The sequence below is a fragment of the Coleofasciculus sp. B1-GNL1-01 genome (assembly GCF_040220235.1).
Lineage (GTDB): Bacteria > Cyanobacteriota > Cyanobacteriia > Cyanobacteriales > Coleofasciculaceae > Coleofasciculus.
On sequence record NZ_JAVJTO010000051.1, the window covers coordinates 121,417 to 134,371 of the forward strand.

Annotated in this window: 12 protein-coding genes and 1 CRISPR repeat array; of the genes, 6 read left to right on the top strand and 6 right to left on the bottom strand. The window is 43.4% G+C overall.

The window, feature by feature from the left end; all coding sequences use genetic code 11:
* The first annotated feature begins 81 nt into the window (after positions 1-81).
* From cas3 to cas5, 4 genes are all read left to right on the top strand, one after another.
* Positions 82-2,433, top strand: a complete 2,352-nt coding sequence (gene cas3, locus RID53_RS12785) for a CRISPR-associated helicase Cas3' (RefSeq protein WP_446388457.1) — start codon at positions 82-84, stop codon at positions 2,431-2,433.
* Between the two features lie 281 nt (positions 2,434-2,714).
* Complete coding sequence (gene cas8a1 / locus RID53_RS12790) at positions 2,715-4,217, top strand: type I-MYXAN CRISPR-associated Cas8a1/Cmx1 (protein ID WP_446388458.1); 1,503 nt, start codon at positions 2,715-2,717, stop codon at positions 4,215-4,217.
* Between the two features lie 213 nt (positions 4,218-4,430).
* Positions 4,431-5,351 (top strand): type I-B CRISPR-associated protein Cas7/Cst2/DevR, encoded by a 921-nt coding sequence (gene cas7i, locus RID53_RS12795; protein WP_446388459.1) that lies wholly within the window; start codon positions 4,431-4,433, stop codon positions 5,349-5,351.
* A complete protein-coding gene (gene cas5 / locus RID53_RS12800) occupies positions 5,348-5,980 on the top strand; it encodes a type I-MYXAN CRISPR-associated protein Cas5/Cmx5/DevS (RefSeq protein ID WP_446388460.1) in 633 nt (210 codons plus the stop codon). Before cas7i ends, cas5 begins: the two co-directional genes overlap by 4 nt.
* Before the next feature lie 265 nt (positions 5,981-6,245).
* A CRISPR array of direct repeats spans positions 6,246-6,565; the repeat unit is 36 nt; unit sequence GTGCTATTACCTTTGATGCCGTTAGGCGTTGAGCAC.
* A 110-nt stretch (positions 6,566-6,675) separates the two neighbouring features.
* Here the strand turns inward: cas5 and RID53_RS12805 are convergent.
* The 6 genes from RID53_RS12805 to RID53_RS12830 all read right to left on the bottom strand — a co-directional run bounded on the left by RID53_RS12805 (position 6,676) and on the right by RID53_RS12830 (position 11,632).
* The gene (locus tag RID53_RS12805) at positions 6,676-7,242 is read right to left on the bottom strand and encodes a hypothetical protein (protein ID WP_446388461.1); all 567 of its coding nucleotides are present in this window, start codon (positions 7,240-7,242) and stop codon (positions 6,676-6,678) included.
* A gap of 62 nt (positions 7,243-7,304) precedes the next feature.
* On the bottom strand, positions 7,305-7,997 hold the full coding sequence (locus tag RID53_RS12810; RefSeq protein ID WP_446388462.1) for a hypothetical protein: 693 nt from the start codon (positions 7,995-7,997) through the stop codon (positions 7,305-7,307).
* Positions 7,998-8,283: 286 nt separating this feature from the next.
* Positions 8,284-8,484, bottom strand: a complete 201-nt coding sequence (locus RID53_RS12815; protein WP_446388463.1) for a hypothetical protein — start codon at positions 8,482-8,484, stop codon at positions 8,284-8,286.
* A 7-nt stretch (positions 8,485-8,491) separates the two neighbouring features.
* Complete coding sequence (locus RID53_RS12820) at positions 8,492-8,974, bottom strand: hypothetical protein (protein ID WP_446388464.1); 483 nt, start codon at positions 8,972-8,974, stop codon at positions 8,492-8,494.
* A 26-nt stretch (positions 8,975-9,000) separates the two neighbouring features.
* Entirely contained in the window at positions 9,001-9,597 is a 597-nt protein-coding gene (locus tag RID53_RS12825; RefSeq protein WP_446388465.1) for a DUF4352 domain-containing protein, read from the bottom strand.
* Positions 9,598-9,784: 187 nt separating this feature from the next.
* Positions 9,785-11,632 (bottom strand): ABC transporter ATP-binding protein, encoded by a 1,848-nt coding sequence (locus tag RID53_RS12830; RefSeq protein WP_446388466.1) that lies wholly within the window; start codon positions 11,630-11,632, stop codon positions 9,785-9,787.
* A 629-nt stretch (positions 11,633-12,261) separates the two neighbouring features.
* On the opposite strand from RID53_RS12830, the gene RID53_RS12835 reads away from it, so the two are divergent.
* Together RID53_RS12835 and RID53_RS12840 are read left to right on the top strand one after the other, a co-directional pair.
* Positions 12,262-12,582, top strand: coding sequence for a hypothetical protein (locus tag RID53_RS12835; RefSeq protein ID WP_446358509.1), 321 nt, complete (start codon positions 12,262-12,264; stop codon positions 12,580-12,582).
* Entirely contained in the window at positions 12,579-12,950 is a 372-nt protein-coding gene (locus RID53_RS12840; RefSeq protein ID WP_446388467.1) for an aspartyl protease, read from the top strand. Before RID53_RS12835 ends, RID53_RS12840 begins: the two co-directional genes overlap by 4 nt.
* Positions 12,951-12,955 lie beyond the last annotated feature (5 nt).

Consider the following 12,955-nt stretch of genomic DNA (forward strand, 5'->3'; position numbering starts at 1 on the left):
GAGGTTAGTCACACTGATTACACTGAAACGTTAGTTCTCTCGTCTTGGGATGCTGAATCTGCCGCGAAAATTAGGTTGATTATGTCTAAATTTAAACGACTTCTGGCTAAATCTATCTCTGATTCTGACTCAATTCGGAGTCAAAATGCGGCAAGATTTATAGGTCATATTGCTTTAGTTAAACGAGGGGCTGAGGTATTACTTCAGCGTTTAGATAAACGGATTTTTCAACAACTGGGATTGGATGAGAATGAAGTGGAATTATTTACCAATACGGTGAGATTGGGGGCGTACTTACATGATTGGGGTAAGGCAAATCAGCATTTTCAAGAGATGGTTTATCTGCATACTGCCAAAAAATCCCAAGATCCGAAAAAACGGGACAAGCTTAAACAACTGCGTCAATTATGGAATAAACATCAGGGTAAACAAATGATTCGCCATGAAGTTTTAAGCGGTATCCTCGCCTTGCGTGTTCCTGAATTTCGCCATTGGTTAGAACAATGTCCCAATACTAATCTGGTGATAGCTGTTTGGGCGGCGATGGGACATCATTTGAAGATGAGTTCTGACCTGGACTTGACAATCCGTAGTGGTACCGGAAGTGGTTTATTTATTTATACCGACCACAATGATTTTAAACAAATGTTAAAAATGGGTCGGCAATTGGGACTCCCGGCTAATTTGCCTGCCGTTCCTGGAAAAGTTTGGCAGAAGGAAGAACTAGAACGAGAATTAAAAGAATTATATCAGGAATTTGACCAGATTGAACAGCAGATTATCGCTGAAAACGATACTAGGCGACTGAGATTTATTGCGGCGGTGAAAGCTACGGTAATCGCGGCGGATTTAGCGGGTTCGGCTTTACCTGTTGTGGACGAGAATATTAAGGATTGGATTGAGAACGTTTTATCGATTACCCTATCTGAAAACGACTTAGATCAGGTTCTCCAACAACGACTGCAAGGGAAAAAATTACGCCCGTTTCAACAGAAAATTGCCGCGACTCCCCATCGAATTACTTTAGTTAAAGCCGGGTGTGGTACGGGAAAAACCGTTGGGGCGTATGCGTGGGCAAAAAAATGGGCAGGCGATCGCAAGTTATTTTTTGGCTATCCGACGACGGGAACCGCGACTCAGGGGTTTATTGATTACGCCCATGAGACAAAAATTGAAGCCGATTTAATGCATTCTCGCGCTGATTTAGACCGAGAGATCTTGTTTTCTGGGGATGAAGATGAAGGGATTGAGGATCGCTTAGCCGCCCTCACCGCTTGGAGACAAAAGTTGATTGTTTGCACCGTAGATACGGTTTTGGGGCTAATGCAAAATAATCGGCGATCGCTGTATTCCTGGAGTGCGATCGCTCAAGGGGCTTTTGTGTTTGATGAGGTTCATGCTTATGATAACCGCTTATTTGGGGCTTTATTGCGATTTATAGACACCTTTCGCGGCGCACCCATTCTGTTGATGAGTGCCAGTTTTACACCAGAACAGATTCAGGCAATTCAAGGAGTAGTTGGCGAATTAGGAGAAGCGACTCAGATTATTGAAGGTCCGAAAAATTTAGAAGTTTTACCGCGATATCAGATTGAGTCTATCCCATCAGCCGATAACGCTTGGCAGAAGGTGCGAGAAACCTTAACTCGTCAACACCAGAATAAAGTGTTATGGGTGACAAATTCGGTTAACACCTGTCGGGAACTGTATCTAGAGGCAAAAAAACAGCTTCCGGATTCAATCCCTATATTAATTTATCACAGTCGCTATCGCTATTTTGACCGATTGGAGAAACATAAAGCCGTGATCAACGCCTTTGAACGTGACGGGGCGGTGTTAGCAATTACCACTCAAGTTTGTGAAATGTCCTTAGATTTGAGTGCGGATTTATTAGTCACGCCCATCGCCCCAGCATCGGCGTTAATTCAGCGATTAGGGCGATTAAATCGGCGGGTGATTACTACAGCAAACTATCGGGTAAAACTGGCGTCGGGTCAAATTACCCCAGCCTTAGTTTACCCCTGGGATGATTCACGTCCTTATTCCCAAGACGAATTAGAAACGGGACAGCAGTTGGTTAATAAACTAGCCGAAAAAGTGATTTCCCAGCAAGATTTAGCCACGATTGTCGCCCAAATGTCTACTCCAGAACAACAGCCAAGTCAATCGGAATGGTTAGAGGGATGTTGGTGTACCCGTCCTAATTTTCTACGGGAACCGGGCTATACGATTACGGTTTTACTAGAGGAAGATTTAGTTAATATTAAAAATGCCGCCAATCAACGTCAGGATAAATCCTTTAAAAAAGAACGTCAACGGTGGACAATTCCAATTCGGATTATCCCTGGGTTTGAGAAGTGGCGGCGGAATGGATATTATCCCATCGCACCCCCTGATCAAGTGGAATACAGTTCAGAAACAGGGGCAAAATGATTTGTAGGGGCGCTATCCTTGCGCCCGAAAAACTCAAGGAAACGCCAATAATTTGAATCAGGGCGGGTTTTGTTGTTCATTTATCGGTGAGGAGGGCGGGTTTTGTTGTTCATTTATCGGTGAATATCTGAATTTAGTCCCTAAACCCGCCCCTACAGATTCCCTAAACCCGCCCCGACAATTGATTCCCTAAACCCGCCCCGACAATTGTCCCTAAACCCGCCCCGACAATCCGGATTAATCAAAGGTAAATTCATAACTAATAGGTCGATTAAACGTTTATGTCAACCCAATTAACTTTAAAATTAAATAATCCTCACTTTACTTTACTCCATCGCGCCGGATTAGCTGGGTTATGGATGAGTTTAAAGCAACTTGAAGCCGAAACAAATATTCGCGATCGCCCGGGTTATATTACCTGGGAACTAACACAGCGTCAGGTGAGTTTACAGTGGGAGGGAGAGGATTTTCAAGTCTTAAATTGGCTATTAAACGAATCCTTTCAATTAGACGATGGACGGATATCTTTAAGAGGATTAGTCTCGAAGACAATGGACATTCAATCTCAGTTAATCCTGCACCAAGGTATCCTGGGAACATTTTTACAACATAATAAAACCCATACATCTACAGGACTTGTCTCTAAATCCTTTGTGATTGAAGAAGGTAAACCCGAATTAGTGGCGCGATATAAACATCTCTCTGGATACATCTATCAACAGGCAAAAATACTGTGTGACAAGCAGGGAAAATTCCTCACCAAACCGATTAAAGTACCGGGATGGTTAAATCCGGGGACAGTAGTACGACATATTGCCTTTAGTTCCAGTACCAGCTTTGAAGAACCACCAGACGCCGTATTCGTTTTATTATTTGCCGCCGTAGCCTGTTGTTACTATTCGATTCGGTCTAAATTACGGGATAAACGGGCAGAATATGCTTTAGTAATTCCCGAAATTACCGACTTAGCCGCTTATGCCAATTGGCGGCGTCATCGGAAATGGCGCGAGGAGGGATACAAGGACTTTTTTGCCTCTGGGTTAGGGGATGCGGGGTTAAAATTTTTGACTTATATTACTAAGGATATTTTGGCAGAACGTCCCTTACAACGCTGTCAGGTGATTACATTAGGAACAGTTCCTTGGGCAAGTCAACAAAAAACGCGCACGGATTTGTATTTAGTGGAGGCAAATGAACGAATTGAGCGGAATTATCAGGTTTGCGATAATTATTTAAGTACCCGTGATGTGGCGGGGAAAGAAGGGTTGTTTATTTCCTGTAGTTTTGCCAGGGAGTTAATTGCAGAAAACTTAGCCAGGGGTAAACATTGGTATGCAGGTTTGGCAGATAATGCCACAAGTAACGAGTTATTTCAAAAATTGACCTATGAACGCGGAGGACTAAATCAGATGGTTCAAGAAGTGGAATGGGATCGAGAAAGTGAGAAGCTATTTGTCAAGGCTTGTCATGAAGCGATCGCCTATAACCATAAACAACTTTATAAACGAGCAAAAGAGAAGAAGGAAGAGCCGAATTATGAACGGGAGGATACCAAATTTCGCACCGGATTAGCACGGTGTAAAACCGCTGTGGCGTTTCGGGAGTTTATTACCGATTACTTGTCGAGGGCGCAATTTATGCCCACCCTGGAGGAAAATTGGGAAGAGTTTATGGATTTGATTCTGGGGGCAAAGGATTGGAAAAAAGGACGAGATTTAGCGTTATTAGCCTTAGCCAGTTATCAGCGCAGTAGTCAGAGTCAAGAGGAGGAATTTGATTTTTAATAGTAAATGTTGTCAGGGCGTGTAGGGGCGAAGCATTGGTGCCACCATCTTTATCCGAATCCGAATAATTTTGGGTTTTAATCATCAATTGAATCAGGGCGGGTTTCGTTGTTCAGTTATCAGTCACCCCCTTAATTAAGTCCCTAAACCCGCCCCTACAGCCCAGATCTCAACCCCAAAGTAATCAATTATCAACCATTTGGAGAACAAATCATGACCTTTCATTTATTTGGCAATATCTTAACTAGCTACGGCACCGCCGCCAATAACCGTGGCGAAAATGAAGGCAATATTACCACCCTGCAAAAACTCCTCTGGAAAGGAGAGGTTCACACCACCGTATCCGCTGAAGCCATCCGCTGGGCGCTACGATACTATTGGCAAACTGCTGGGGGTGACTATGCGGTAAATCGCTGTTGGGATGATCAGAAAAATGATAATGTTTTACAGGGGAGTTTTGATGAAACCACCTACATTGATGATGATGTCCTCGGTTACATGAAAGCGGAAGGGGCGAAACAAGAATTTAGTGACGAAGAGAAAAAAGGGAAAGGGAAGAAAGCCAAAGGGACTAATTTAGCAAGGCGGGGAGTCTTAGAAGTCACTCGCGCTGTTTCCACGATTCCTTATGCGGGAGATATTACCTTTAATTCCGCCAGTGGACAAAAGGGGAGAACCTCTCTTTATGGCACAGAAGTTCACGCCACGCGCTATCAATATGGGTTCGCTTTAACCCCTAATCGATTGAAAGAGACATCTCGGATCATTCCAGTGTTAGACGGGTTAGTATCCCTAGGAGAAGTCGCCGGAAACCACGCCCGTTTTCTCTATGATTTTTCGCCAGAAAGTTTAGTCTTGCGGTGGACACAGGATTTCTCGCCTCGGATTCTCTATTGTTTCCAGGAAAATGAAGATGGGGAGATATCTTTGCCCAGTTTAATCCATCGTGTGGAAGTGGGAGACATTGAAGCAACGGAACTTTGGGTAGCCGGTGCAATTGCCAAAACCCCAGAGGGCGATCGCTTGGAGGAATTAGGTGCTAATGTGCTAGCGGGGACAAAAGTAGCACTTTCGACGCTAAAACAACGGATTGCTGATGATTTACAGTTACCGCAATTGGAGGGAGTATCATGATTACCGCCCTCAAAGTTGAGGTTCCCATCGCCTGTTTCCGTGTCTCCCGCGCCAGGGAATATGCCCAAACTTATCCGGTTCCGCCTCCAGCTACGGTTTATGGTATGCTTTTATCCATGGTGGGAGAAATGGATCGATATCGGTATTGTGGGACTAAGTTAGCGATCGCACTATTAAATGAGCCGGAAAAATCCACCATCCTCCGCACCTTTCGCCGATTCAAAAAGAAGCAAATCTTTGATCCCACGAATGCCCGTCCTGATTATCAAGAGTTACTCAGTGATATTCAGTTTATCGTCTGGGTAGCCTCTGGAAACGACAACGCCCAACCAACATTATGCCAACGATTAACCGAGGCGATCGCGAATCCAGAAACGGTGGATCGATTTGGTGGGTTAAGTTTGGGTGAAAGTCGGGATTTAGTCAATGCGATTAATTTGTTACCGGAAGACTATCGGGGTGAATCCCTACGCTGGTTAGTGCAGCAGGAGGATGGTTTGTTAACATTACCCTATTGGGTGGATCACGTTGGTTCAAAAGGAACCCGTTGGCAACGATTTCAGTTACTTCCTCCCCGTGAATGGTGTCAACCGCCGGATAATGCGTGGATAGAGATTCGGGTGGAGTAATTTGCAAGCATCTGTGTCTGTTGAGGGTTTGAAGGCTGGGGAATAGGGTGCAAATCCAGACAGGGCTTGGGTTTGCGGCTAGTTCAAGGGTGGGGGAGATGCTTGCAAAATGCTGGAATTCCTCTCAGGGTAAGGGTTATAGCGTTTTGGGTTTTGGCAAAATTAGCCAAATTTGAGTCAATTTTGGCGTGAGGAGAGTTGGATTAGGGAGATGCTTGCAAAACCGATTGGCAGCCATTATGATTTAAGGGTTCGCGCGATCGCGGTGCTATTACCTTTGATGCCGTTAGGCGTTGAGCACAGGATATTTTGGCTGATTTATAGCATTTTTGTCTAAGGTGCTATTACCTTTGATGCCGTTAGGCGTTGAGCACGATAAGTACTTTTGTAAGTATCCTCGCTTTAATTGTGCTATTACCTTTGATGCCGTTAGGCGTTGAGCACATCAATCAGCATGAAGAAAGCAGCCAGCAACTTAATGTGCTATTACCTTTGATGCCGTTAGGCGTTGAGCACCGTTGTCCAGTGGTACTTGAATCAGTTTCCTGAGTGCTATTACCTTTGATGCCGTTAGGCGTTGAGCACACTATCCTCCTTAATATTCGTAGGGGCGCACCGACGTGCGCCCTTTTCCCGACGTGCGCCCTTTTCCCGACGTGCGCCCTTTTCCCGACGTGCGCCCTTACTTATTCACCTCAATTTTCCATAATCCTCCATTCTCTTTCCTTAAGTTCTGCTAATTTCTCCAACAAACTTTCAGCTAAATCAAATAACTTAAACTCATCCTCTTCATCACCCGAATCGCGGGTCATCTCTCCAACCGCAACCCCACCTGCCAAAATCGCGATCGCTTCATGCAGCCTATCCGATTCATCAGCAATACTCAAACACTCTTCCAACTGGGCAATAATTTGAGCTAATCCCTCAGTTTCCATTTGCTGCTGCACTCGCATCGCTAAGGGATGATCACTGTCTCGCGCCCAAACTGCGGCGGGATAATCACTCGCCAAAAAAGCACCGATAAATTCGACAATTGAGGTATCAATAAATGTCTGATCTGATGTTAAGGTGACAGAACTCTCTATCGTTGTTTCATCATCATCCCATCTGTCTAACCAATCTCCCTCGATATCCTCAATATATAAATTCACAAAATCAAGTCCATGAGTCAGCCAATCCTGCTGCATTTTCCGGGATTTTTCCAGCGCTTCAGAAAAAGCGCCTAAGTCATCATGACTGTAATTTTGTTGTTTGGTGACCATAAGTTAGATAGGAAATTCCGTTTGTGCTAAAAAAATTCGGTCGTCAGAACCAATTTGCCCCGTTAGGGAAATTGGAGATAACGTCCCAGGGGAAGAAAGTCACTGTTATGAAGTGTTATTGTTACTAACTGCTCCAAAAAATCGGGTTTTCCAGGGTTATAACTTAGGAAAAGCCCTCTATCGATTACCCACATTTGTAGCGTATTTTGCCAATTTTCATATTTTTTTTGAGAATAGTTATTACTCACGCTAGTCACCTGAAGGCAAAGTGGTTTTCTTTGACGATAACTAACAATCAAATCGGTTGCCATAGAAAAATCGGCGATATAGCATCGCCAAACTGTACCCCCTCGACTCTCTATAGTTTGAACTATAGATTTAAGAATATCATCGTCTGCTGGACTGAACTCACTTGACATCAACTTTTGTTTCCAAATGTAAAACTTTGGATCACTGCTATTTAGCCATTGGGGAAAAAGATAACCATACCAATATTGTTCCGTGGGTGTCATTTGCTCAAAGGCAGACTTCTGCAATTCTGGAGAGGATAAGCCTTTAAGCTTAAGCCAAACGTCAGCATCTCGAATCACCTCTAACAAAAACGCCATGACAAATTTTTTGGCAGTAAGTGAACCTGGTTTTATGTCTTTCACCCAGCGGTTGATCTCATCTAACCGTTTTGCTAAACAGGGTTCTATTGATGATGCCTCTTTCATTAGGGATTTGAGTTGAGCCTTGATTTCTAGGGAATGCACATGATTGCTCTATTTGTTGATAACGGGATGATGGTTGAATTTATTATATCTTACTTCGTCCCAAGTCTCTACTTGATTCGCCATTGATTAAATTAACATAAAGAAACGCTGAGTTGTGCAAAAATTGGACTTATCAGGATGGGGTGATTTAGTTAATCAACTTTGTAATTGATTTAAAGGGTGTGATGCAAGCGTTGATGGCGCTAAAGCGCAACTACGAACGATCATTTCTGTTGCTTATTCAGATTGCTGGGACTGTAGCCAATTAAGTAAGACTTGAGTGCTACTAAAATAATGTTTGATCTCGCCGTACTTGACTAATTTGTAAATTTAACTCATTTTCAAAACGTCTGCGATACTTTAGCTCATTTTCCAAGGCTGATAATGCTTCCATCACGCAAATACTTGGCAGGGCGAATTGTACCGATGGTAAGGTACTCTCTAACAGAGTATTGGCTTGCGGATCACGCCCAGTACAAATACTCATCAAAAAATTAGTCTCCAAGTAAAGTATCACCCGCAATCTCCACGTCACTTTTGGTGCTTCCATCTTCTAGCTGCTGCAACAAACCAATAGCCGCTAACTCCTTAGTTGCTGGCGGTGTGACGGACTTCCAGTGATAGGCTAAGTCTCGCAGCCAAGACTCAATTAATGCTTCTAGATAATCTCCATCAATGGTTTGATTGTCACAGCTTGGATCATAGTAGTTTACTATATTTGTTGTTTTTAGGGAACAGATAGCCTCAGACCAATTGACGCCATCCCATTGAACAATTTGAATCGTTTCGGGGTCAACTAGCATCGCGAATGGAACCACGGTTTGTGTGGCTTTTAGGTAGGAGGTAAATTGAGAGAGGGTAAGCTTAACCACACGGCTACCTCTGACATCAGCAACTAGAATAACTCGTCCCTGTTTGTCTAAGGCAATTACATCAGCGGAGATTTGATGACGGAATATCGGATTGGCGGTTTCCATAGGGTTGATGGGTGATGGGTGATTGGTTATAGTTTAACAACAATGGGTTGACAATCTAATCCTTTGGCTGCTGTTGATTTTTCTTCACACTCAATCGGATTCGGCTGAAATAACAGTTTCAAATTAGTCGTATCTTCAGGAACTTCAAACACAAGCTGTCCCTCTCGTTGATCGCCGGGACTAATTTCACCTGTCGGTGTTTCAATATCATCTAATGCACTGGCTAAAAGCGCCACTTCGTAGGTGTTATTGTTGCTATCAATGATTTCAAAGGAAACGACGGAAAAGGTTTGTGATTGTTGTCCTTGATTAACAATTGTTGTATCGACTACCACCCACTGATTTCCTTTATTGGGTTGAATCACACCTTTTCCGGGATGCACCCTAGTGCTGTTAACGGTAAATTGGAGATTGAGATTGTTTTGACTGATGGAAATGACTTCACCTACCGAATGGGTTGGTGCTGAAATGGGCTTGGTTGCAGGAGATTCAGTCGTTTCCTCAGACGTGCGATCGCGGCTTTCAATCGTCTCAGGATTTTCTTCTGACGGAGAACATCCGAGGGCGATGGTGAGGAAGGTAATCGACGCGATCGCACCGATTCTTTTTAGCGTTTTATACATACTTATTCATCTTTGTCAATATGAGCAAGAAGAAGAAACTGGTAGAAGGCAGGAGGTAAAAGTTATACCTTATTGTAGGGGCAGGTTTAGCCGTTTAATTGATGGGTATACCGATAACTTATCAACAAAACCCGCCCTCTTGTCGTTTCGATTTGAGACAAATGACAAATGACAAATGACGAATCTCCTAACTTCCCAACATCTGCAACTTATATAAAGCCGCATACAAACCATTCTGTTGCAACAGGTGTTCATGAGAACCAGATTCTACCAACTCACCCCGTTTAAGCACCAAAATTCGGTTTACATTGCGAATGGTTGAAAGACGGTGGGCGATAATAATTGCCGTGCGTTTTTCCAATAAATGATCAAGGGCTTGTTGAATTAACGCTTCGGTTCCCACATCTAAACTCGCCGTCGCTTCATCTAACACCAAAATTTGCGGATCACGAATCGCCGCCCGGGCAAATGCCAATAACTGCTTTTGACCCCCAGAAAGGTTGGTTCCCCTCTCCCGGAGTTGGGTATCATAGCCTTGAGGAAGTTGTTCAATAAATTGATCAACATTTGTGGATTCCGCCGCCGCTTTCACTTGTTCAATCGAGTAGTCTTCGCCCAAGGTAATATTACTTTTAACATCCCCAGCAAACAAAAATCCCTCTTGCAGAATAACCGCCATCTGACGCCGTAATTCAGCTTGTGGCAAATCTCGAATATCAATTCCATCCACTAAGATTCGTCCCTTTGTGGGTTCATAGAGGCGACACAACAAGCGAATAATCGAACTCTTTCCCGCACCTGTGGGACCCACTAACGCCACTTTTTCTCCAGGGCGAATGGTAAAATCTAAGTCCTTGAGAACATAGTCATCTTCTTTATAGGCAAACCAGACATCTTCAAAGCGAATTTCACCTCTATGCGCTGTTATTTCTCCCTTACCATTGGTTCTCGATTGTTCTGAAACTAACGCCGCCTGGGATAACTCTGGATCACGAATTTCAATCGGCTCATGCATAATATCACTCACCCGTTCAAGTGCCGTGAATCCAGCTTGGAACATGGTAAACTTGTCAGCAAACTGACGCAGCGGATTAAACAAACGCTGGGCGTAGAGAATAAAGGCAGATAAGACCCCAAAACTGAGATTATCTTGCAGAATTAACCAACCACCTAACCATAATACAGCCGCGATCGCCACTAAAGAAATCCACTCTAATGTGGCGGATACAGCAGAATCGTGAAAGATGGTTTTATCGACTTCCGCCACATAGCGCTGGTTCACCTCCCGAAACATTTCAGCATTCACTTGTTCCCGGCGAAATAGTTGAACAATATTAATTCCAGCGATATTTTCTTGCAGCATTGAGTTGAGTGTGGAGAGTTCTTCTCTGGCTATATAATTCGCTTTTCGATATTGTCGCTGAAAGTAGATGATCAGTCCGGTAACTGGAAATAGCATTAAGATCAGAATTAACGCCAATTGCCATTGTAGGGAAAACATAAAAATGGCAATAACCAGCATTGTGAAAATATCATTGAGAATGCCAATGGCACCACTGGAAAAGACTAATCCTAATGCTTCTACATCGCTGGTGATCCGGGTAATCAGTTTTCCCACCGGGGTTCGGTCAAAAAATCGCACCGCCAGGGAGGTAATATGGTCGAACAAATCATTGCGAATCCCGGCGGTAATTTGCTGACCTAAGTTTTCTTCCAGGAATTTCTGAAAAATGCTACAGGATAATCGGATAATGATACTCAGTAACAACAGAGTTGCCAGAATATTAATGCCTTCTGATAAAGAACGATTATCCAGAAACCACCAGGTTTCTTCTTGACGAATCAAGGAAACCGCTTGCCCAATAATTAAGGGTTGAATAGCGCCTAGAATGGATACGGGAACGAGTAAAATAATCGCTGTAATCAGTAGGCGCTTTTTAGTCAGCGCGTAAGGAACCAATCTCCGGAAAAGTCGCCAATCGGTTTCCCCGCGTCGGTTAGTACGTCTAGATGTTGGTGATGATGCCTTAGTCATAGTAAACCCTGGTTTGTAAAAGTCATACAGTCATACATTTGTACATTCATACATTCGTAGGGGCGAAACCTTCGCACCCCTATTTTTCAGTTCTACCGCTCAATTTTCGCCGCCAATGCTTCGCCCAGTAAAATTATAAAGTTTCGTCGCCAATACTTTTTCCATGATAGGATTCTGTCTCTACAATTGGAAATCGTTCTCCCGATAGATACGCCGGAAAAGGCGGCTGAAAATACGTCCAATATATCATTCTAAATTAAACTATTCAGATAACTTCATACTCATTCCTGATAAAGGATTGACAAAACCCGAACATTGACAGTCAGAGGATTGTTAACTGTTCAAGGTGTGGGTACCGGGAACCGTCTTCTAGCATACAGGTTAACCTATCTGGGCAGATTCTGGAGGAGTTCGTCGTGGCGCTGTCTTCGCCTTAAAGTCAGACACTGACTACAAACGCTGAAGTCAGCAACATTCTCGGTAGGTGTGTCAACCCGCCTCGACAAGCGCCGGATGTATTTCTTTCCAAGATAACGGATCGAGATACACCCGTACAGTGGAGTCAATTTAGCAATTTAGAGGTAAAATTGAGATGGAATTATCCAGTATTAGAAGCAGGAGAAACAAGAATGGCTCAATCAAAATCCAATCCTACAGTACATCGTCGAGGCAGAGTATTTTCTGAGATTCAATGGTCTCCGGAAAAAATAGCCCATTGGAAATCGGAAAAGGAAGAATTGTATCAGCGTTGTCAATTAATTTTTGACCGATTAAAGCCGGAACTATTTAGTAAGTATAACAATGGGTATGTCGTGATTGAGCCAAATAGTGAAACCTATATTATAGACTTCAATGAGATTACACTCCTGCAAAAGGTGCTTCAAACTTATCCTCACACCCAAACCTTTATGTTTAAGGTGAATAAAACTGGAGTATTCGGCACAATATGATTGAGGGGAAATTTGGAGATAATGAGGAGTTGATTTTTCAAATCGAGATCATTGCGGCTGAAGGATTAGAATTCGAGATCGATGCTATTTTAGACACAGGCTTTTCCGAGTGGCTGGCAATTGATAAGCAGGATGTAGATGAGCTAGGTTGGCTTTATGTTACAAACCAGTCAATGCAGACAGCACGCAGCTTTGATAAGTTTGACATCTATTTAGGGAAAGTTCGCATAGACAAACAAGAGTTTGATATTCCTGTTCATGCAGCTATCGGAGTTACGGATATTTTGCTGGGTCGTAAGTGGTTAAGAAATCGGCAGTTATTAGTGGATATGGCTTCAGGAGTGTTGACTTTGGGAGAAAATCAATGATTATC